The organism is Frigoribacterium sp. AC394 (assembly GCF_979258095.1).
The window spans coordinates 1-22,264 of sequence record NZ_OZ409834.1 but is presented as its reverse complement, the minus strand read 5'-3'; the positions used below and the strand labels follow the sequence as shown (position 1 = coordinate 22,264).

General features: G+C 67.0%; 14 protein-coding genes, 3 rRNA genes and 1 pseudogene. All 18 read right to left on the bottom strand.

What is annotated here, in order from left to right; translation table 11 throughout:
* Positions 1 to 56: 56 nt before the first annotated feature.
* The gene (gene cmk, locus ACZZY9_RS00090; RefSeq protein ID WP_463462513.1) at positions 57 to 917 is read right to left on the bottom strand and encodes a (d)CMP kinase; all 861 of its coding nucleotides are present in this window, start codon (positions 915 to 917) and stop codon (positions 57 to 59) included.
* Positions 914 to 2,050 carry a prephenate dehydrogenase gene (locus ACZZY9_RS00085; RefSeq protein ID WP_463464612.1) on the bottom strand — a complete coding sequence of 379 codons (1,137 nt, stop codon included), beginning with the start codon at positions 2,048 to 2,050 and terminating at the stop codon, positions 914 to 916. The genes cmk and ACZZY9_RS00085 overlap by 4 nt, the downstream gene beginning before the upstream one ends.
* Before the next feature lie 1,442 nt (positions 2,051 to 3,492).
* Positions 3,493 to 4,296, bottom strand: a pseudogene (locus ACZZY9_RS00080) (pseudouridine synthase); the annotation flags it as partial.
* Positions 4,265 to 4,900: an SMC-Scp complex subunit ScpB gene (gene scpB, locus ACZZY9_RS00075; RefSeq protein WP_463462512.1), complete on the bottom strand. Its 636-nt coding sequence runs from the start codon at positions 4,898 to 4,900 to the stop codon at positions 4,265 to 4,267. The pseudogene ACZZY9_RS00080 and the gene scpB, both read right to left, overlap by 32 nt.
* Positions 4,890 to 5,732 (bottom strand): segregation and condensation protein A, encoded by an 843-nt coding sequence (locus ACZZY9_RS00070; protein WP_463462511.1) that lies wholly within the window; start codon positions 5,730 to 5,732, stop codon positions 4,890 to 4,892. The genes scpB and ACZZY9_RS00070 overlap by 11 nt, the downstream gene beginning before the upstream one ends.
* Positions 5,716 to 6,627, bottom strand: a complete 912-nt coding sequence (locus tag ACZZY9_RS00065; protein ID WP_192060563.1) for a ParA family protein — start codon at positions 6,625 to 6,627, stop codon at positions 5,716 to 5,718. The genes ACZZY9_RS00070 and ACZZY9_RS00065 overlap by 17 nt, the downstream gene beginning before the upstream one ends.
* Positions 6,628 to 6,722: 95 nt before the next feature.
* Positions 6,723 to 7,667: a site-specific tyrosine recombinase XerD gene (gene xerD / locus ACZZY9_RS00060; protein ID WP_192060564.1), complete on the bottom strand. Its 945-nt coding sequence runs from the start codon at positions 7,665 to 7,667 to the stop codon at positions 6,723 to 6,725.
* A gap of 25 nt (positions 7,668 to 7,692) precedes the next feature.
* Positions 7,693 to 8,253, bottom strand: coding sequence for an NUDIX domain-containing protein (locus tag ACZZY9_RS00055; RefSeq protein ID WP_463462510.1), 561 nt, complete (start codon positions 8,251 to 8,253; stop codon positions 7,693 to 7,695).
* Positions 8,250 to 9,965, bottom strand: a complete 1,716-nt coding sequence (locus tag ACZZY9_RS00050) for a CTP synthase (protein ID WP_463462509.1) — start codon at positions 9,963 to 9,965, stop codon at positions 8,250 to 8,252. The genes ACZZY9_RS00055 and ACZZY9_RS00050 overlap by 4 nt, the downstream gene beginning before the upstream one ends.
* Before the next feature lie 150 nt (positions 9,966 to 10,115).
* Complete coding sequence (gene recN, locus ACZZY9_RS00045; protein WP_463462508.1) at positions 10,116 to 11,822, bottom strand: DNA repair protein RecN; 1,707 nt, start codon at positions 11,820 to 11,822, stop codon at positions 10,116 to 10,118.
* A complete protein-coding gene (locus ACZZY9_RS00040) occupies positions 11,819 to 12,739 on the bottom strand; it encodes an NAD kinase (RefSeq protein WP_463464611.1) in 921 nt (306 codons plus the stop codon). The genes recN and ACZZY9_RS00040 overlap by 4 nt, the downstream gene beginning before the upstream one ends.
* A 5-nt stretch (positions 12,740 to 12,744) precedes the next feature.
* The gene (locus tag ACZZY9_RS00035; RefSeq protein WP_463462507.1) at positions 12,745 to 13,569 is read right to left on the bottom strand and encodes a TlyA family RNA methyltransferase; all 825 of its coding nucleotides are present in this window, start codon (positions 13,567 to 13,569) and stop codon (positions 12,745 to 12,747) included.
* The gene (locus ACZZY9_RS00030; protein WP_463462506.1) at positions 13,566 to 13,754 is read right to left on the bottom strand and encodes a hypothetical protein; all 189 of its coding nucleotides are present in this window, start codon (positions 13,752 to 13,754) and stop codon (positions 13,566 to 13,568) included. The genes ACZZY9_RS00035 and ACZZY9_RS00030 overlap by 4 nt, the downstream gene beginning before the upstream one ends.
* Positions 13,755 to 13,767: 13 nt before the next feature.
* Positions 13,768 to 14,772, bottom strand: coding sequence for an HAD-IIA family hydrolase (locus ACZZY9_RS00025; protein WP_463462505.1), 1,005 nt, complete (start codon positions 14,770 to 14,772; stop codon positions 13,768 to 13,770).
* Complete coding sequence (locus ACZZY9_RS00020; protein ID WP_463462504.1) at positions 14,765 to 15,598, bottom strand: hypothetical protein; 834 nt, start codon at positions 15,596 to 15,598, stop codon at positions 14,765 to 14,767. Before ACZZY9_RS00020 ends, ACZZY9_RS00025 begins: the two co-directional genes overlap by 8 nt.
* Positions 15,599 to 16,267: 669 nt before the next feature.
* Positions 16,268 to 16,384, bottom strand: a 5S ribosomal RNA gene (rrf, locus tag ACZZY9_RS00015).
* Between the two features lie 174 nt (positions 16,385 to 16,558).
* Positions 16,559 to 19,682: ribosomal RNA gene (locus tag ACZZY9_RS00010) — 23S ribosomal RNA — on the bottom strand.
* A 477-nt stretch (positions 19,683 to 20,159) separates the two neighbouring features.
* Positions 20,160 to 21,681, bottom strand: a 16S ribosomal RNA gene (locus tag ACZZY9_RS00005).
* Together the 16S, 23S and 5S rRNA genes form the textbook arrangement of a ribosomal RNA operon.
* Positions 21,682 to 22,264 lie beyond the last annotated feature (583 nt).

The following is a 22,264-nucleotide window of genomic DNA, read 5'->3' as shown; positions in this document are numbered from 1 at the left end:
ACCATCTGCTCGTCGAGCTCGGGGTACTTGTCGTCGTCTGCCATGGTGATTCCTTATTAAGAGGGGGTGCTCGCTCGCACGAGCCCGACCACGGCGTTCACCGTCTGGTCGAAGTCGAGATGGGTGGAGTCGACGGTCGACACGCCGGGGGCGGCGGTCATGAAGTCGACGACCTTGCTGTCAAGCCGGTCACGGTTCGACAGCTGCCGAGCTGTCTCATCGGCACTCTGCCCGGTGACCTCTGCGGAACGCCTGGCCATTCTAGCCTCTTCGGTCGCCGTGAGCAGGATCCGCACCTGGGCATCGGGTGCGACGACGGTCGTGATGTCGCGTCCCTCGGTCACGATGCCCGGCTTCTCGGTCGACGCGATGATGCGGCGGAACAGGTCGACCATGTACCGACGCACCTCCGGCAGCTTGGCGACGTGGCTCACGGCGGTGGTGACCCGCGGGGTCCGGATCTCGTCCGTCACGTCGCGACCGTCGATCGTCACCGAGGAGGCGCGGGCCGGGTCGATCGTGATGTCGTACCGGAACGAGGGCAGCACCCCGATGATCGCCTCGGCGTCGTCGAGGTCGACGCGGCTGTCGAGGGCGTGCAGGGCGAAGGCCCGGTAGGCGGCGCCCGTGTCCTGATAGTCGAACCCGAGGGCCGACGCGGAGGCGCGGCTCACGCTCGACTTGCCGCTTCCGGCCGGGCCGTCGACGGCCACCACGAGGTGACGGTGCACGGCCTCGGCGGTCTCGTCGCGCAGCTCGGCGGTGTGGGCCTCGCCGGCCGGCCCGCCCACGCCGTGCTCGCCGGGCGAGCGCTCGACGTCGAGGGCCGGGTCGACGGCCGGGTCGACGGCCGGGTCGACGGCCGGGTCGACGGCCGGGTCGACACCGGGGTCGACGGTGGGCTCGGTGCCGCTCATGCGAACGCCCCCGCGATGGTCCAGCCGCGCCGTTCGAGTTCGGCGACGAGTCGTTGTTCTTGGTCGGGCACGATGGCCACCTCCGCGAGTCCTACCGGGGCGCCGGGCGAGTGCTCCAGGCGCAGGTCTTCCAGGTTGACGCCGATCTCACCGATCTCGGTGAGCAGCCGGGCGAGCTGCCCCGGGGTGTCGTCGACGAGCACGATCACCGAACTGAACTGGGTCGTCGAGCCGTGCTTGCCGGGCAGACGCGAGACTCCCCCGTTGCCGGCGCCGATCGCCTCGGCCACGGCCCGGCGGGCGCCGGGCGCCTCGGGTGCGGCGAGCGCGCCGATGACCCCGTCGAGGTCGACGCGCAGGGCGCGCAGCACCTCGACGACGCGCGAGGCGTTCGCCCCGAGGATCTGCACCCAGAGCGCCGGATCGCTGGCGGCGATGCGGGTGACGTCGCGCACGCCCTGGCCGGCGAGGTCGAGAGACGAGTCGGGGGCGTCGGCGAGTCGGCTCGCCATGAGGCTGGCGACGACCTGGGGCACGTGGCTGACGAGCGCGACACCGGCGTCGTGCTCGTCGGGGGTCATCTCGATCGGGGTGGCCCCGAGATCGAGGGCGAGGTCCTCGACGGCGGCGGCGCGTCGGTACGTGATGTCGTCGTGCCCGGCGATGACCCACGGGCGGCCGATGAAGAGGTCGGCGCGGGCCGAGACGGCTCCGCCCCGTTCACGGCCGGCCATGGGGTGCGAGCCGATGTAGCGAGAGACGTCAGCGCCGAGCTCGCGCAGCTCGACCAGCGGTGCGACCTTGACCGAGGCGACGTCGGTGACCAGCGCCTCCGGGAACCTCTCGAGCTCGGTCGCGACGATGGTCGCGGTGACGTCGGGCGGCACGGCGACGACGACCAGCGTCGGCCGGTCGTCGTTCGCGGGTGCGCGACCCGCGCCGTAGTCGATGGCGAGGCTGCGGGCGGCCGGCGAGACGTCGTCGAGGATGACGTCGACGCCGTGCTGCCTGAGCCGCAGCCCGATGCTCGTGCCGAGCAGGCCGGAGCCCACGATCCGCACCTGACCGGCCAACCGTCGGCTGCCGTCGGCGAGGTCGTGGGCGTCTGCCTGCTCGTCGGTCTGTTCGTCGATGCCGACCGCGTCAGCCGAGGAGGCGCGGGTCGGCTCGGTCACGACCGGCCACCCCCGCGAGGACCACGCCCTCCGTCGTCGCCACGGGGCTTGTACGGACGGTCGCCGCCGCGCGACCCGCCGCGACGGTCGTCGCCGCCGCGGTCGTCACGAGCGGGCCCGCCGCGCGAGCCGCCACGGTCGTCGCGTCCCTGGTAGCCGCCGCGGTCGGCGCCACGGTCGTTGCGACCCTGGTAGCCGCCACGGTCTCCACCGCGCTGCTCGCCACCACGGTCGTTGCGACCCTGGTAGCCGCCACGCTCGGCCGAACCGCCGTCGCGTCCCTGGTAGCCACCACGGTCGTTCCGACCCTGGTAACCGCCACGGTCTCCGCCGCGCTGCTCGCCGCCACGGTCGTTGCGACCCTGGTAGCCACCGCGCTCGGCACCACGGTCGTCACGACCCTGGTACCCGCCGCGCTCGGCACCGCGGTCGTCGCGGCCCTGGTAGCCGCCGCGATCGCCGCTGCGGTCCTCACGGCCGCCACGACCGGGGCCGCCGGCGCGGACGCCGGAGGGACGCCCGGTACGGGGGTCGCGGTTCTGGTCGCGGTTCGGGTAGCCCGCCGCACGCTCTTCGCCGGGGCTCAGCGGACGGTCGCCGCCGCGAGCGCCGGGGCCGCCACGGTCGTCACGGGAGACGAAGCCGCCGCGCTCGGGTCGGCCGCCACGGTCATCGCGCGACACGAAGCCACCACGATCCGGACGTCCGCCGCCGTCGGGCCGTCCGCCGCGCTCAGGGCGCGCACCACGGTCGTCGCGGTTGTAGCCACCGCGCTCGGGGCGGGCACCACGGTCGTCGCGGTCGTAGCCGCCACGCTCGGGTCGGCCGCCACGCTCGTCACGGTTGTAGCCGCCACGCTCAGGGCGACCGCCACGCTCGTCACGGCCGTAGCCGCCACGCTCAGGTCGCGCACCGCGGTCGTCACGGGCGGATCCACCCTGCGCCGCGCCTCCTCGGCTGCTGCTGTAACCACCGCGGTCGTCACGCGAGCCGTAGCCGCGGTCGTCACGAGCCGGGCGTGCGCCACGGTCGTCACGAGACCCATATCCACGGTCGTCACGAGCCGGACGGGCGCCACGGTCGTCACGCGACCCGTAGCCGCGGTCGTCACGAGCAGGTCGAGCCCCGGCCGCACCGCGGTCGTCACGCGTCTCGCGGCGGCCGGCCTGCTGGCGGCGCACCTCCGAGCGTCGTGACGTGGCCGCACCGGTGCCGCCCTTGAAGCCCGACGGGCCTCGGCGGCGCTTGGCGTCGCGGGCGTCGGTCGCGGGGTCGAACTCCTCGTCGTCCTCGTCGTAGAACTCCTTCTCGACCTCGTCGTCGTCGAGGGCGACCTCGACCACGTCGGCCTCGACGACCGGCGCATCGGCGCTCTCGGTCACCGGCGCGGCGTCGACCCTGGGCGAAGGCGTCGCGTCGCGCGCGATCGTGAGGATCGCGCCGAGCTCGGCCTTGTTCAGCGTTCGCATGTGGCCGACCTTCAGCGTGCCGAGGTGCAGCGGCCCGAACGAGCGGCGCACGAGGTCGATGACGGGGTGACCCACGGCCTCGAGCATGCGGCGGACGACGCGGTTGCGACCCGAGTGCAGCGTGATCTCGATCAGCGACGAGTCGTTCGAGCGGGACAGCCCCGCGCCGCCGCCGACGAGCGCGGCCTTGTCGGCGGAGATGGGGCCATCGTCGAGCTCGACGCCCGACAGCAGCTGGGCGATGACGTTGGGCGTGATGACGCCGCGCACCTTCGCGATGTAGGTCTTGGTGACGCCGAACGAGGGGTGCGCCAGCACGTGGGCCAGCTCGCCGTCGTTGGTCAGCAGCAGCAGACCCGAGGTCTCGACGTCGAGGCGGCCGACGTTGAAGAGGCGCTCTTCGAACTCGTTGGTGAACTGACGGAGGTCGGGTCGCTCGTTCTCGTCGCTCAGAGTGCTGACCACGCCGACGGGCTTGTTCAGCATCACGTAGCGGCGCGTGGTGTCGAGCTGCACGGCGCTGCCGTCGACGACGACCTTGTCTTTGTCGGGGTCGATGCGTCGACCGGCCTCGGTGACGACCTTGCCGTTGACCGTGACCCGGCCGGCGGCGATGAGGTCTTCGGAGACACGACGCGAGGCGACGCCCGCCGCGGCCATGACCTTCTGCAGGCGCTCGCCCGAGGGCAGCTCGGACTCGTTCTCAGGCGACATCGTCGAACCCTTCTTGACCATCGGAGAGCAGCGGGGAGATGAGCGGCAGCTCATCGAGTGAATTGAGGCCGAGATGGGTCAACAGGAGTTCCGTCGTTTCGTAGGTGATGGCTCCGGTCTCGGAGTCGGTGGCCGACTCGGTGATGAGACCGCGCCCGAGCAGCGTGCGGACGACCGAGTCGACGTTCACCGCGCGGATCTGCGCGATGCTGCTGCGGGTGATGGGTTGCTTGTAGGCGATGACCGCCAGCGTCTCGAGAGCCGCCTGCGACAGTCTGGACGGGTTCTGCGTCAGCACGAAATCGCGGACGACCGGGTCGAACTCGGGGCGGACGTAGAATCGCCAGCCGCCGCCCACCTCGCGCAGCTCGAATCCGCGCCGCGTGCCGCCGTCGGCGCCGTCGAAGTCCGCCACCAGCGTCTCGACGGCCTGACGCACCGCCGCCGTCGGAGCACCGACCGCGGTCGCCAGCGACACGAGCGACTGCGGCTCGTCGGCCACCATGAGGATCGCCTCGAGCGAGCGCGCGATCGCCTGCCCCGACGCGGCGCCCGGCCCCGAGGAGCCGCGGGTCGCCGAGGAGGCGCGGGTCGCCTCGCGAGTGCCGGTCGCCTCAGTCGTCATAGTCGGCCCCCAGGCTGTCGAGCGCCTCATCGTTCCAGTCGAGCGCCGTCCATCGGACGCTGAGCTCGCCGAGCGGTTCGATCTGCTTGAACGAGATGACGGCGTGCCGGTAGAGCTCGAGCAGCGCGAGGAACCTCGCGACGACGACGCCGCGCTCGTCGACGCCCGATACGAGCTCGCGGAAGGTCAGTGCGCCGCGGTCTCGCAGCATCGAGACGACGACGGCCGCCTGCTCGCGGATGCTGACGAGCGGGGCGTGCAGGTGGTCGAGCCCGACCGTCGGCAGCTCGCGCGGGGCGAGCGCGAGGGTCGCGAGAGCGGCGAAGTCGTCGGGGCTGAGAGTCCAGACGAGCTCGGGGGTCGTCACCCGGTACTTCTGCTCGAGCCGCACCGATCGAGCATGCCGAGCCGCTTCGGCCGTGCTGTGCTCCCCGAACCACTCGGCTGCCTGCTTGAACGCCCGGTACTGCAGCAGCCGGGCGAAGAGCAGGTCGCGCGCCTCGAGCAGCGCGACGTCTTCGGCGTCGACGAGCTCGCCCTGCGGCAGCAGGCCGGCGACCTTGAGATCGAGCAGGGTCGCGGCGACGACGATGAACTCGCTCGCCTGATCGAGGTTCTCGCCCGTGTCGACCGTCTTGAGGTACGAGATGAACTCGTCGGTGACGGCGCTCAGCGCGACCTCGGTGACATCCATCTCACGTCTGCCGATCAGCGTCAGCAGCAGATCGAACGGGCCGCTGAAGTTCGACAACGTGACCGCGAACCCGGTGCCGACGGCATCGGGGGCGGAGAGGGCGTCGGTGACGACGCTGGCGTCAGGCCGCGGCACCACGCGCGATCAGCTCTCGGGCCAACTGCCGGTAGGCCTGGGCCGCCGGGTGCTCGGGGGCGAACTGGGTGATGGGGGTGCCGGCCACGGATGCGTCGGGGAACTTCACGGTGCGGCCGATGACGGTCTCGAGCACCTCGTCGCCGAACGCCTCGACCACGCGCTCGAGCACCTCGCGGCTGTGCAGCGTGCGCGAGTCGAACATGGTGGGCAGGATGCCGTCGAGCGTGATGGCGGGGTTGAGACGGTCGCGGACCTTCTCGATCGTCTCGACCAGCAGGGCCACACCGCGCAGGGCGAAGAACTCGCATTCGAGCGGGATGAGCACGCCGTGCGCGGCGGTCAGGGCGTTGACGGTCAGCAGACCGAGCGAGGGCTGGCAGTCGATCAGGATGACGTCGTACTCGTCACTGACCTGACGGATGATGCGGGCGAGGATCTGCTCACGGGCGACCTCGTTGACCAGGTGCACCTCGGCGGCCGAGAGGTCGATGTTCGCCGGCATGACGTCGAGGTTCTCGACCCGGGTGGGGACGATGACCGCGTGCGCGTCGCGCTCGGTGCCGATCATCAGGTCGTAGACCGTGGCCTGGTCGTGCGCCTGCACGCCGAGCCCTGCGGTGAGGGCGCCCTGGGGGTCGAAGTCGATGGCGAGCACGCGACGGCCGTATTCGGCGAACGAGGCGCCGAGGTTGATGGTCGTCGTGGTCTTGCCGACACCGCCCTTCTGGTTGCAGAGGGTGATGATGCGCGCCGGGCCGTGACCGTCGAGACGCTCGGGGACGGCGAACTCGGTGCGAGGGCGACCGGTGGGGCCGTTGACCGGCCCGGTCGACGCCGGGGTCGACGGAGCGGCCTCGAAGAGGGCGGGTGTGCTCGATGTCGGCTTGGTGCTCACACGACGATGGTAACGGCGACCCCCGACACCGGCGGTCTGCCGCGCCCGACCCGAGGGCGAAGAAGGTTCATGCCTTGCCTGAGGGTTTTACCTGGTCAGACACCAGGTGCCGCAGCAGGGCGCGGAGTCCGCCGACGCGCCCGGGGGTGCGCCTGCGAGTACATGTCGCGCAGCGCGTCGGCCGTCACGAGCGTGTAGATCTGCGTGGTCGCGACCGACGAGTGACCCAGCAGCTCCTGCACCACCCGCACGTCCGCGCCGCCCTCGAGCAGGTGCGTCGCGAACGAGTGGCGGAACGTGTGCGGCGAGACGTCGACGTCGAGCTCGGCCCGCTCGGCGGCCGCCTGGATCACCAGCCAGGCGTTCTGACGCGACAGCCGAGCGCCGCGAGCGCCGAGGAAGAGCGCCGGCGTCGCCTCGCCCCGCGCCGAGAACCCGGGGCGTGCACGCACGAGGTAGTCGTCGAGGGCACGGCGGGCGAAGCTGCCGAGCGGCACGATGCGCTGCTTGCCGCCCTTGCCGAACAACCGCACGACGTCGCCCTCGATGACATCGTCGACGTTGAGCGAGACCGCCTCGCTCACCCGTGCCCCGGTCGCGTAGAGCACCTCGAGCAGGGCCTTGTCGCGCACCCGCACGGGGTCGTCGCCGTCGGTCGCGGCCAGCAGAGCCTCGATCTGCGCGACCGAGATCGCCTTCGGCAGGCGACCGGGCAGCTTGGGCGGACGCGTCGTCGCGGCGACGTCGGTCTCGACCAGGCCCTCCTCGAGCAGGAACCGGTGCAGCCCCCTGACGGACGACAGCACGCGGGCGACGCTCGCCGCACCGAGCGGTCTCTCGGCGCGGGTCGAGAGCGCGACCGGGAACGCGGCCACGTCGGCGACCGTGACGTCCCCCGGGGAGGCGCGGTGCGCCTCCTCGAGATGCCCCTGCCACAGTGCGAGGTCGCGTCGATAGGCCGCCACCGTGTTGGCGGAGAGACCCCGCTCGACGGTGACGTGCCTCAGGTACCGGTCGACCGCCTCCTCGATGGTGGTCATGCGAGGCCGGCCCGTCGATGCGCGGTCAGCGCGAGGCGTGGGCCGCGAGCGCGGCGATGGCGAGGATGGAGTTCTGCAGCCGGCCGGCGAGCACACCCGAGACGATGTCGTCGAGGGCGACCCAGCGCACCTCGATGTCGGCCTCCTCCGCCTCGCGGGCGAACGCCGTCTCGGTGGCCGAGACGCCCGTCGCCTGGAAGACCGTCACCGTCTCGTCGCTGCCGCCGGGGGTCGTGCGGAAGGTCACGAGCTCGCGCCAGTCGGTCGCCACGAGGTCGGCTTCCTCTGCGAGCTCGCGCTGGGCGGCGGCCAGCTCGGGCTCGCCGTCGACGTCGAGCAGACCGGCGGGGAGCTCCCACTCGCGCGACCGGATCGGGTGCCGGTACTGCCGGATCACGAGCACGCGCGCCTCGTCGTCGACGGCGAGGATCGCGACGGCGCCGGTGTGGGCGACGTACTCTCGCACGATCGTCGAGCCGTCGTAGTCGAACGCGTCGCGGCGGATGTTCCACACGGCGCCCTCGAAGACGACGTCGGACGACGTGACCTCGGGCTCGAAGGCCTCGTCGGCGAGCAGCTCGCTCATGCGCCGACCGTCTCGGCGTCGATCTGACCGGCCTGCCCGGCGTCGTCCGCGTCGTCGGCGAACAGTCGGCTCGAGTTCTGACGCTCGAGCGACGCCTCGACGAGACCGCTGAACAGCGGGTGCGCGTGGTTCGGGCGCGACCGCAGCTCGGGGTGCGCCTGCGTGCCGATGTAGAACGGGTGCTCATTGCGGTCGAGCTCGACGTACTCGACGAGGGTGCCGTCGGGCGACGTGCCCGAGAAGCGCAGGCCGGCGTCGGCGATCTGCTGGCGGTACTGGTTGTTGACCTCGTAGCGGTGGCGGTGACGCTCGTCGACCAGCTCGGAGCCGTACAGCTCGGCGGCCAGCGATCCGGGCGTCAGCGCGGCCGGGTACAGACCGAGGCGCATGGTGCCGCCGAGGTCTCCGCCGGCGATGATGTCGACCTGCTCGGCCATCGTCGCGATGACGGGGAACTCGGTCTCGGGGTCGAACTCGGACGAGGAGGCGCCGGCCAGGTCGGCCTCGTTGCGCGCGTACTCGATGACCATGCACTGCAGCCCGAGGCACAGGCCGAGCGCGGGGATCTTGTTCTCGCGGGCGAACCGCAGGGCGCCGAGCTTGCCCTCGATGCCGCGGATGCCGAAGCCGCCGGGCACGCAGATCCCGTCGACCTGCGACAACGCGGCGGCCGCGCCCTCGGGGGTCTCGCAGTCGTCGGAGGGGATCCACACGAGCTTCGCCTTGGCCTGGTGCGCGAACGCCCCGGCCCGCAGCGCCTCGGTGACCGAGAGGTAGGCGTCGGGCAGGTCGATGTACTTGCCGACCAGACCGATGGTCACCTCGTGCTTGGGCTGGTGCACGGCGTCGAGCACGGTCTGCCAGCCCGACCAGTCGACCTCGCCGGCCTTCTCGTCGAGACCGAGGTGACGGATGATGTACGAGTCGAGGCCCTGCTCGTTCAGCATGGTGGGGATGTCGTAGATGCTGGCGACGTCCTTCGCATTGACGACGGCGTCTTCGTCGACGTCGCACATCAGGGCGATCTTCCGCTTGTTGCTCTCGCTGACGGGCCGGTCGCTGCGGAGCACGAGGGCGTCGGGCTGGATGCCGATCGAGCGGAGCGCCGCCACCGAGTGCTGCGTCGGCTTGGTCTTCTGCTCACCCGACGCGCCCATGTACGGCACCAGCGAGACGTGCACGAAGAAGACGTTCTTGCGACCGAGCTCGTGACGCACTTGACGGGCCGACTCGATGAACGGCTGGCTCTCGATGTCGCCGACCGTGCCGCCGACCTCGGTGATGATCACGTCGGGCTTGAGGTCGCCTTCGGCCTGCTGACGCATGCGGCGCTTGATCTCGTCGGTGATGTGCGGGATCACCTGCACGGTGTCGCCCAGGTACTCGCCGCGGCGCTCCTTCGCGATGACGGTCGAGTAGATCTGACCGGTCGTGACGTTGGCGGCCTGATCGAGGTTGATGTCGAGGAACCGCTCGTAGTGCCCGATGTCGAGGTCGGTCTCGGCGCCGTCGTCGGTGACGAAGACCTCGCCGTGCTGGAAGGGGTTCATCGTGCCCGGGTCGACGTTGAGGTACGGGTCGAGCTTCTGCATCACGACGCGGAGTCCGCGGGCGGTCAGCAGGTTGCCGAGGCTGGCGGCGGTGAGGCCTTTACCGAGCGACGAGACCACGCCGCCGGTGACGAAGATGTGCTTCGTGACGGAGGGTGTCACCGAGTCGCTCGTGAGGCCGGCGCGGCCCGACGAGGCGGCGTCAGAAGGGCCGCCCCCGTCGATCGAAGAGGAATCAGGGCCCGAGTTCTGTACGTTCACCACGGGATTCCATCCTATGTCACGAGCGGGGCGCAGACCAGCCACGGGGTGTTACGAACGTGTGTCGGCTCGGTCTCGCGCCAGGTCGAGCAGCTCGCGGGCGTGGTCGAGCCCGCTCGTGCTGTCGGGCAGCCCCGAGAGCAGCCGCGCCATCTCGGCGACCCGGTCGTCGCCCTCGAGCTGCTGCACGCTGCTCGCGGTGACCTCGCCGGAGGCGTCCTTCACGACCCGCAGGTGGTTCGTGGCGAACGCGGCGACCTGGGCGAGGTGCGTCACGACGATGACCTGCGCTCGATCGGCCAGGGCGGCGAGCCGCCTCCCGATCTCGATCGCGGCCGAGCCGCCGACGCCCGCATCGACCTCGTCGAACACGAACGTGGGGACGTCGCTCGACCCGGCCATGACGACCTCGAGGGCGAGCATGACGCGCGACAGCTCGCCGCCCGACGCACCCTTGCCGAGAGGGCGGGGCTCGCTGCCGGGGTGCGGCCGCAGCAGCAGCGACACGACGTCGGCGCCGGAGGCTCCGAGCTCGTCGCGGGGCGTCACCTCGACGACGATCTCGGCGCCCGTCATGGCGAGGGCTCCGAGCTCGGCGCTGACGCGCTCGGACAGGTCCGCTCCGGAGGCGCGGCGCAGCTCGGTCAGTCGCGTCGCCCTGGTCTCCGCTTCGGCCCGGAACTCGCGCACCTCGTCGTCGAGCTGGGCCAGGCGGTCGTCGTCGCCGTCGAGCTCGAGCAGACGGCGGCTGCCGTCGTCGAGCAGACGGATGGCGTCGTCGAGGGTCGGGCCGTGACGGCGGACGAGCGCCGACAGGTCGGCGCGTCTGGTCTGCACGGCCTCGAGATCGCCGGCCGCGTCTCCGTCGAGACCACCGAGGTAGCTCGACAGCCGAGACGACGTCTCGGAGACCTGCACGCTCATCTCGGCGAGCAGATCGGCGATCGGCCCGAGGGCGGGGTCGTGGGGTGCGACGCGATCGATCTGCCGACGGGCCTCCTCCACGAGCCCGAGGACGTCGCGGGTGCCGTCGACGGCTTCGGTCGACAGGATCTCGTGGGCGAGCCCCGCGGCGAGACGTAGGTCTTCGGCGTTGCTCAGGCGTTCTGCGGTGGCGTCGAGCTCGTCGAGCTCGCCGGCGACGGGGGCGACGCCCTCGATCTCGGCGATGGCCGCCCGCAGGTCGTCCGCCTCGGCCCGGCGGGCGTCGCGGTCTCGGGTGATCTCGTCCAGCTCGGCACGTGCGGCCAGCCAGGCGTCGTACGCGACCCGGTACGACGCCGCGGCCTCGGCGAGCGGCGCTCCCCCGTGGGCGTCGACGGCGGCGCGCTGGGCGGCTGCCGACTTGAGGCGGATCTGCTCGGACTGCCCGTGCACGACGACGAGGTGGTCGGCGAGGTCTCCGAGCACGCCGATCGGTGCGGCACGACCGCCGACGATGGCGCGGCTGCGCCCCTCGGCCGAGACGACGCGGCTGAGCAGCAGCTCGCCGTCGTCGACGTCGCCGCCGGCTTCGATCACCCGATCGACGACCGGCCCGTCGGGGGCGACCAGCCAGCGCCCGTCGACGACGGCCTGACCGCTGCCCGACCGGACGATGCCGCTCTCGGCGCGCTGGCCGAGCAGCAGCCCCAGAGCGGTGACGACCATGGTCTTGCCTGCGCCCGTCTCGCCCGTGACGGCGGTGAAGCCGGGGCCGAGCGGAAGGGTGGCGCGACCGATCACGCCGAGGTCGCGGATCGAGATCTCCTCGATCACGAGGCGGCCGCCTGATCCGGACCGCGCCAGCCGGTGACCGGCAGATGGAACTTCGCGACGAGCCGGTCGGTGAACGGTCCCTGTCGCAGACGCGCCAGACGGACCGGCTGCGTCGACCGCGTGCACTCGACGCGGGCGCCCGGCGGCAGGTCGTGCTCTCGCCGGCCGTCGCACCAGAGGATGCCCTTCGCCTCGGTGCGGTTCAGCACCTCGACGGCGAGCACGGAGTCGGGGCCCACCACGAGGGGGCGGGCGAAGAGCGCGTGAGCGCTGAGCGGCACCAGCAGCAGCGCCTGGACCTCGGGCCAGACGACAGGGCCGCCGGCCGAGAACGAGTACGCGGTCGAGCCGGTCGGGGTCGACATGACGACCCCGTCGCAGCCGAACGACGACAGAGGACGACCGTCGACCTCGATGACGACCTCGAGCATCCGCTCACGCGACGCCTTCTCGACGGTCGCCTCGTTCATCGCCCAGGTCTGGTAGACGACCTCGCTGCCGTTGGTGACGGTCACGTCGAGGGCGAAGCGCTCTTCGACGTCGTAGTCGTGGGCGAGCACGCGGCGCACCGTGTCGGTCATCTCGTCGCGCTCGCTCTCGGCGAGGAACCCGACATGGCCGAGGTTGACGCCGACGATGGGCGCCGAGGTGCCCCGGGTGAGCTCGGCGGCACGCAGGATGGTGCCGTCGCCGCCCAGCACGATCACGCACTCGAGATCGTCGCAGCTCACATCGTCGCCGAGGATGCCCACGCGCCCGAGACCTGGTTCGGCCGCCTTGATGTCGTCGAACTCGTCGTGGGGCAGCACCGGGACCACGTCGGCCGCAGCGAGGAGCCCGCAGACCACGAGGGCGGCGTCGATCGAGTCGCGTCGCCCCGTGTGCGAGACGACGAGGATGTGCCTAGTCGAAGTGATGTCTCTCACGCTCCCGTCAAGCTGTCGGCCGTGCTGAGCCATTCTGTCGGATTCGTCCCGGCGGAGGCCGAGAAGCGGACGCAGTACTCCTGGTTCCCCGCGCCTCCGACGACCGGTGAGGGGATGAGCCCGGCGGTGCCGAGCCCCAGGTCGTGCGCGGCCCACATCACCGTCGTGACGGCCTCGTTCCGCAACCCGGGGTCGTGCACGACGCCCTCGCGGATGCCTTGACGCCCCACTTCGAACTGCGGCTTGATCAGCAGCACGAACTCGCTGTCCACACCCGCGCTCTCGACGAGCGCGGGCAGCACCATCGTCAGCGAGATGAACGAGACGTCGGCGACGACGAGGTCGATCGACGAGGATTCGGCCGACATCGAGCGCAGCTGCGGTCGGGTCAGGTACCGCGCGTTGACGCCCTCGACGGTCGTCACGCGCGGGTCGGAGCGCACGCCGGGAGACAGCTGGCCGTGCCCGACGTCGAGCGCGATCACGTGCCGAGCCCCGCGTTCGAGCAGAACCTGGGTGAAACCACCGGTCGATGCTCCGACATCGAGGGCCGTGCGACCGGCCGGGTCGACGCCGAACGAGTCGAGCGCGGCGATCAGCTTGTGGGCGGCTCGGCTGACGTAGTGGTCGAGCCCGGCGACCTCGACGCGATCGGACGCGGACACGCGGGTCGAGGCTTTCAGCACACCCGAGCCGTTGATCGACACGAGACCGTCGGCGAGCAGCCGGGCCGCGTGCGTGCGCGATCGGGCGAGTCCGCGCCGGGCGAGCGCGGAGTCCAGGCGCTCCCCCTCCGCGGCGGGGGTCGTCGCGTCGCTCACGAGCCCTCCGGCCCGTCCGCGGCGGCGCCTTCGAGCACGTCTCGCAGCTCGTCGTGGACCTTGCCGAACGCCGCCGCACGGTCGCCCAGCGGCTGCAGTTCGATCTGCTGGAGGCGCGCCTCCAGACCCTCGACCGCCTCCGTCTGGTCCGTGGTCGGCACCGTCGTCTCGTGGTCCTCGCTCATGGTGGCGTCCACCTTAGTCAGCCGCGTGCAGGGCGGGGTCGACGTCGAGGGCGTAGATGGCGCGCTTCGTGCCCCAGACCGCTGCGGTGCCGGCTCGGACGAGATCGGTGGGGTCGGTGCCGGGCGAGAGCACCCGGACGACGTGCCCGCGCACCGCCACGCTCGCGTCCCGGACGCTGACGACGTGGACGTCGTCCTCGTCGTGCTCGACGACCTCGGGGTACGGCTGCTGCAGCTCGCGCAGGTCGCCGACGATGAAGTCGGGTCGTGACGCGGCGTCGGCGGACAGCAGCTCCTTCGCACCGTCGATGCCGGTCAGCACGAGCGCGGAGAGCAGCCCGGCGCGGTTGGCGCCGATGATGTCGGTGTCGAGCCGGTCGCCGATGAACAGCGCCTTCGTCGCGCCGAAGCGATCGACGGCAGCCGTGAAGATCGGCGTCTCGGGTTTGCCCGCGACCTCGGGCAGGCGCCCGACAGCCGTGTGGACGGCCGACACGAGCGTGCCGTTGCCGGGTGCGATGCCGCGCTCCTGCGGGATGGTCCAGTCCGTGTTCGTGGCGATCCACGGGATGCCGCGGTGCAGCGCGAACGACGCCTCGGCCAGCTGCGCCCAGCCCACCTCGGGGCTGAAGCCCTGCAGGACGGCGGCCGGCTCGTCATCCGCCGAGCGAGTGACGACGTAGCCGTTCTCCTCGAGCACGGAGGTCAGCCCCTCGCCGCCCACCACCAGCACCGTCGAGCCTGCGGGCACAGTGTCGCCGAGGAGGCGCACGGCCGCCTGCGGGGACGTCACCACGTCGTCCGCGGTCACCTCCAGACCGTAGCCGCTCAGCTGGTTCGCGACGGTAGCGGCCGTGCGCGACGCGTTGTTCGTGATGTAGCCGACTCGGAGCGTCTCCGCCATGGTGGTCAGGGACTCGACCGCGTGCTCGATGGCCTGACTGCCCCGGTAGACGACGCCGTCGAGATCGGCCAGGACGGTGTCGACACCGTCGAGCGGTGCGGGGCCGTCAGCCACGGTCGCCCTCGTCGTCGGTCGAGGTCTCGTCGGCGGGAGTGGGCTCCTCCACGGGAGCCTCCTCCACGGGAGCCTCCTCCACGGGAGCCTCCTCAACGGATGCCTCCTCCGCAGAAGCCTGCTCGCCGGCAGCCTCCTCACCGGAGTCGTCCTCCCACTCGATGTCCTCTTCGACGATCTCGATCGTCTCGCCGTCGTCACCCTGCAGGTGTCGATCGATGGCGTCGGAGGCCCGCTCGGACAGTGCCCGCCACTCGTCGGCCTCGGTCTCCCGACCGAGGTCGTCGAGCACCGTCGCGTACGCGTCGAACAGATCGGGGCTGTACGAGAAGGCCTTGGAGCGGTCGAGCTGAGGGATCTCGAGTTCACGGAGCGCGGCTTCCGCCTGACCGAGATCGAGGCGAGCACCCGACATGGCGATGGCGAGCTGCACGCGCACCGGCACGTCCAGGGTCGCCGGGTCGACGGAGCGACCGAGCTCGAGCGCGCGCTCCGGACGCTCCAGACCGCGCTCGCTGTCGACCATCAGGGGGAGGTGGTCCTCGCGACCCGAGATGCGCCGGTAGGTTCGCAGCTCACGGAGCGCCATCGCGTAGTCACCCACCGTGTAAGCGGTGATGGCGATCGTCTCGCGGACGACGCCGATCCGACCGGCACGACGACCGGCCGAGAGAGCGTGCTTGTGCGCCTCCTCGGGGTCCTCCTCGATGAGGCGTCCAGCCATGACGAGGTGACGAGCGACCCAGTCCGCGTTGTCCTTGCTGAGGGTCTTCAGCTCACCGCGGGCGACCTTGTCGAGGTCGCGGGGTTCCACGTCGTCGGGCACGTGCGCCACGTCCTGGGGCGGGCGCACCGACTTGATACCGAACGGGTCGCGATCCTCGGGGGTCTCGCGGGGGCGGAACGAGTCACGCCCGGAGCGAGGAGCCCCACCACCGCGCGGGGCACCGCCGCCGCGTCGATCGTCTCCTCCACCGTTGCGCCCCGAGGAGGCGCGATCCGATCGCTGAGGACGGTCACCGTACGAGGGCCGCTCGGCCCGACCCGCGCGGTCGCCGTACGACGGACGATCGCTGCGCTGCGGCCGGTCCCCCGACGACGGACGATCGCTGCGCTGAGGCCGATCCCCGTACGACGGTCGATCGTTTCGCTGGGGCCGGCCTCCCGACGACGGGCGCTCCGACCGCTGCGGTCGGTCACCGGAAGACGGACGGTCACCGCGCGGCGGGCGGGAGTCACGTGGCTGGTCGCGTCGAGGCCCACCTGGCCCACTGGACGGTCGCCGGCCGGCAGCCGATCCGGAGTCGTCGGAGCGTCGGGGACGGTCGTTGCGGTCGTCGTCGTCTCGGTCACTCACGGAGGTACTCCCTAAAAATCTCTGCCAGCTGTTGTGTTGTGAGGGTCGACTCTACCAACCCGGAGCCTCGCCTGCAGACGAGGCGTTAAACGCAGAAAGCCCCTTCCGAAGAAGGGGCTCTCTGATCTTTCAAAAGGAGTCCGGCGGTGTCCTACTCTCCCACAAGGTCCCCCTTGCAGTACCATCGGCGCTGAGAGTCTTAGCTTCCGGGTTCGGAATGTAACCGGGCGTTTCCCTCTCGCTATGGCCGCCGAAACAGTTACCACACACGGGCCCTGAGGCCAGCGGTGAAGTCTGTTTCAGACCATGCACCCACCCCCACCCCGAAGGATGACGGCAGACGACTGTCTGTTCAATTGTTCCCGACCGTATTTCGGGAACCACATAGTGGACGCAAGCAGCTTTCCCCCACCTCTACAGGGAGGGAGTGTTGTCAAGTTATCGGCTTATTAGTACCGGTCAGCTCCATGGGTCGTTAGTCCCCACTTCCACATCCGGCCTATCAACCCAGTAGTCTAGCTGGGAGCCTCTCACCCCGAAGGGTATGGAAATCTCATCTCGAAGCCGGCTTCCCGCTTAGATGCTTTCAGCGGTTATCCGTTCCGAACGTAGCTAATCAGCGGTGCTCTTGGCAGAACAACTGACACACCAGAGGTTCGTCCATCCCGGTCCTCTCGTACTAGGGATAGATCTTCTCAAATTTCCTGCGCGCGCAGCGGATAGGGACCGAACTGTCTCACGACGTTCTAAACCCAGCTCGCGTACCGCTTTAATGGGCGAACAGCCCAACCCTTGGGACCTACTCCAGCCCCAGGATGCGACGAGCCGACATCGAGGTGCCAAACCATGCCGTCGATATGGACTCTTGGGCAAGATCAGCCTGTTATCCCCGAGGTACCTTTTATCCGTTGAGCGACAGCGCTTCCACAAGCCACTGCCGGATCACTAGTCCCGACTTTCGTCCCTGCTCGACTTGTCAGTCTCACAGTCAAGCTCCCTTGTGCACTTACACTCGACACCTGATTGCCAACCAGGTTGAGGGAACCTTTGGGCGCCTCCGTTACTTTTTGGGAGGCAACCGCCCCAGTTAAACTACCCACCAGGCACTGTCCCAGAACCGGATCACGGTTCGTAGTTAGATATCCAAAGTGACCAGAGTGGTATTTCAACAATGACTCCACCTGAACTAGCGTCCAAGCTTCACAGTCTCCCACCTATCCTACACAAGCCACTCCGAACACCAATACCAAGCTGTAGTAAAGGTCACGGGGTCTTTCCGTCCTGCTGCGCGTAACGAGCATCTTTACTCGTAGTGCAATTTCGCCGAGTTCGCGGTTGAGACAGCTGGGAAGTCGTTACGCCATTCGTGCAGGTCGGAACTTACCCGACAAGGAATTTCGCTACCTTAGGATGGTTATAGTTACCACCGCCGTTTACTGGGGCTTAAATTCTGAGCTTCGCTTGCGCTAACCCTTCCTCTTAACCTTCCAGCACCGGGCAGGCGTCAGTCCGTATACATCGTCTTGCGACTTAGCACGGACCTGTGTTTTTAGTAAACAGTCGCTTCCCACTGGTCTCTGCGGCCTTTCCCGCTCCGGGAGTAAATCCCATCACGGTTCCGGCCCCCCTTCTCCCGAAGTTACGGGGGCATTTTGCCGAGTTCCTTAACCACGATTCTCTCGATCTCCTTGGTATTCTCTACCTGACCACCTGAGTCGGTTTGGGGTACGGGCGGCTTGAACCTCACGTCGATGCTTTTCTCGGCAGCATAGGATCACTGATTTCCCCCATACGGGGTACGCATCGGATCTCAGGCGCATTGACGACGGATTTGCCTATCGTCAGCCCTACATCCTTACACCAGGTTCACCTTACGGATACCATCGCCTGGCTCAGCTACCTTCCTGCGTCACACCTGTTAATACGTTAACCGCACCAGCATGGGGTCGAGCGTTAGACCGGCCGGCATCACCCCGAAGGGATCCACTCAGCCGGGTTAGGACTCTTAGCACCACTGGATTAGCTTGGGCGGTTCTTCGCCGGTACGGGAATATCAACCCGTTGTCCATCGACTACGCCTGTCGGCCTCGCCTTAGGTCCCGACTTACCCAGGGCGGATTAACCTGGCCCTGGAACCCTTGGTCTTTCGGAGGACGGGTTTCTCACCCGTCTTTCGCTACTCATGCCTGCATTCTCACTCGTGTGGCCTCCACGGCTGGTTTACACCGCCGCTTCACTGGCCACACGACGCTCTCCTACCACTCCGTACGACTGAACCACGAAGGCTTGTCTATAATACGAAATCTACAACTTCGGTGGTGTGCTTGAGCCCCGTTACATTGTCGGCGCGGAATCACTTGACCAGTGAGCTATTACGCACTCTTTCAAGGGTGGCTGCTTCTAAGCCAACCTCCTGGTTGTCTATGCAACTCCACATCCTTTCCCACTTAGCACACGCTTAGGGACCTTAGTTGGTAGTCTGGGTTGTTTCCCTCTCGACGATGAAGCTTATCCCCCACCGTCTCACTGCTGCGCTCTCACTTACCGGCATTCGGAGTTTGGCTGACGTCAGTAAGCTTTTGGGCCCCATCGGCCATCCAGTAGCTCTACCTCCGGCAAGAAACACGCAACGCTGCACCTAAATGCATTTCGGAGAGAACCAGCTATCACGAAGTTTGATTGGCCTTTCACCCCTATCCACAGCTCATCCCCTCCATTTTCAACTGAAGTGGGTTCGGTCCTCCACGACGTCTTACCGTCGCTTCAACCTGGCCATGGATAGATCACTTCGCTTCGGGTCTAGGACATGCGACTGTATCGCCCTATTAAGACTCGCTTTCGCTACGGCTACCCCACACGGGTTAACCTCGCCACATATCGCTAACTCGCAGGCTCATTCTTCAAAAGGCACGCTGTCACCCCTACAAGGAGGCTCCAACGGTTTGTAAGCAAACGGTTTCAGGTACTATTTCACTCCCCTCCCGGGGTACTTTTCACCTTTCCCTCACGGTACTTGTCCGCTATCGGTCATCTGGGAGTATTTAGGCTTATCAGGTGGTCCTGACAGATTCACACGGGATTTCTCGGGCCCCGTGCTACTTGGGATCCCCATTCAGCCAGCGCCAGCATTTCGGCTACGGGGTTCGCACCCTCTATGACCAGCCATTCAAAGCTGTTCGCCTATACTGCGCTGTAACTGCTCCTGTCCGGCAGAACAGGACAACGGGTCCCACAACCCCGACCATGCAACGACCGCCGTCTATCACACATGACCGGTTTAGCCTCTTCCGATTTCGCTCGCCACTACTGACGGAATCACTGTTGTTTTCTCTTCCTGTGGGTACTGAGATGTTTCACTTCCCCACGTTCCCTCTACCCGCCCTATATATTCAGGCGGGAGTCACCAGGTCAAAATGCCTGGCGGGGTTTCCCCATTCGGAAATCCTCGGATCAGGGCTCGATTATCAGCTCCCCGAGGCTTATCGCAGATTTCTACGTCCTTCTTCGGCTCCAGATGCCAAGGCATCCACCGTTTGCTCTTAGAAACTTGACCACAAAGTTGCTGCCAGCCGAAGCCAGCAGCTCAGTGTTATCTCATTCGCCAACCACACCCCCGAAGGAGCGGGTTGGTCTAAGAAATTGCACTTAGTATCACAAACAACCACCCGACCCGAAGGCCAGATACTGTCTGCGACTAAGATGCTCGCGTCCACTGTGTAGTTCTCAAAATACGGGCGGGTCCCATACTCACCCTGCGAATAATGCAGGACTCATATGGCCCAGAGGAGTTCAACCCCCCACACCGAAGCGCAGGGAAGTTTGGTCCCTCAGGACCCAACAGCGTGCACACTCCCCACCTCAGACACCCTCACGTTCCAAACACCCGAAGATGTCGTACTGATGCTGATGCCCCTAGCGAAGAGCCATTGTCAATGTTCCACCCTTGAGCGCCAGCCGGAGACATTCGCTCCGAAACTGACTTGACCAGAAAATCCCTGTGTAAACAGCAGGGCTGGTACATGCTCCTTAGAAAGGAGGTGATCCAGCCGCACCTTCCGGTACGGCTACCTTGTTACGACTTAGTCCTAATCACCAATCCCACCTTCGACAGCTCCATCCCACAAGGGGTTAGGCCACTGGCTTCGGGTGTTACCGACTTTCATGACTTGACGGGCGGTGTGTACAAGGCCCGGGAACGTATTCACCGCAGCGTTGCTGATCTGCGATTACTAGCGACTCCGACTTCATGAGGTCGAGTTGCAGACCTCAATCCGAACTGAGACCGGCTTTTTGGGATTCGCTCCACCTTACGGTATCGCAGCCCTTTGTACCGGCCATTGTAGCATGCGTGAAGCCCAAGACATAAGGGGCATGATGATTTGACGTCATCCCCACCTTCCTCCGAGTTGACCCCGGCAGTCTCCTATGAGTTCCCACCATTACGTGCTGGCAACATAGAACGAGGGTTGCGCTCGTTGCGGGACTTAACCCAACATCTCACGACACGAGCTGACGACAACCATGCACCACCTGTATACCGACCTTGCGGGGCGACCATCTCTGGACGTTTCCGGTATATGTCAAGCCTTGGTAAGGTTCTTCGCGTTGCATCGAATTAATCCGCATGCTCCGCCGCTTGTGCGGGCCCCCGTCAATTCCTTTGAGTTTTAGCCTTGCGGCCGTACTCCCCAGGCGGGGAACTTAATGCGTTAGCTGCGACACGGAGACCGTGGAATGGCCCCCACATCTAGTTCCCAACGTTTACGGCATGGACTACCAGGGTATCTAATCCTGTTCGCTCCCCATGCTTTCGCTCCTCAGCGTCAGTTACGGCCCAGAGATCTGCCTTCGCCATCGGTGTTCCTCCTGATATCTGCGCATTCCACCGCTACACCAGGAATTCCAATCTCCCCTACCGCACTCTAGTCTGCCCGTACCCACTGCAGGCTGGGGGTTGAGCCCCCAGATTTCACAGCAGACGCGACAAACCGCCTACGAGCTCTTTACGCCCAATAATTCCGGACAACGCTTGCACCCTACGTATTACCGCGGCTGCTGGCACGTAGTTAGCCGGTGCTTTTTCTGCAGGTACCGTCACTTTCGCTTCTTCCCTACTAAAAGAGGTTTACAACCCGAAGGCCGTCATCCCTCACGCGGCGTTGCTGCATCAGGCTTGCGCCCATTGTGCAATATTCCCCACTGCTGCCTCCCGTAGGAGTCTGGGCCGTGTCTCAGTCCCAGTGTGGCCGGTCACCCTCTCAGGCCGGCTACCCGTCGTCGCCTTGGTGAGCCATTACCTCACCAACTAGCTGATAGGCCGCGAGTCCATCCTTGACCGAAATTCTTTCCAACTCCTAGCCATGCGGCTGAAGCTCGTATCCGGTATTAGACGCCGTTTCCAGCGCTTATCCCAGAGTCAAGGGCAGGTTACTCACGTGTTACTCACCCGTTCGCCACTAATCCCTGGAGCAAGCTCCAGTTCATCGTTCGACTTGCATGTGTTAAGCACGCCGCCAGCGTTCGTCCTGAGCCAGGATCAAACTCTCCGTAAAAGAAAAAACAGTCCAACCGGAATAGGCCGGAACTGCTGAATTTGATGCTGACCAAAGAACAAAACAATCTGACGATTGTTGTTGTCCATCAATCTCAAAGAAACCTAAACACCACTCACAACCCCACCGAACGGTGAAGCCACAAGCAATGCCAGGGTATAATTTGGCATTTGACAATGTGCACGCTGTTGAGTTCTCAAGGACCAAACGCACCAGAAACCCGACCTTATGAAGGCCATCGTCCGAGGCAGCTGTGAAACCTTAGCACCAGATTACAATCCGTAAAACCAGTGACAATCACTTCCGAAGAAGCAATCCGTTCCCGTGGGAACGAGGCACTAACCTACATTATGTTTTCCAGTGTTGCAACTTGCTTGGTCCGAGGCCGTAATGGCAACTCGAGGACTTGGAAGCCGGTCACACTTGAGTTCCGGTGAGCTTCGCTCCGCCGAACCTTTGGGGTGACAAGAAAGAACCTTACACGGACAATCCGCCACACGTCCAAACCTCCACGCATCCCGGGCGTGTCGCCGCCAAAAACCCCGGAAACATCACGATCCCGCCCCAGAACGCCGCACACGGC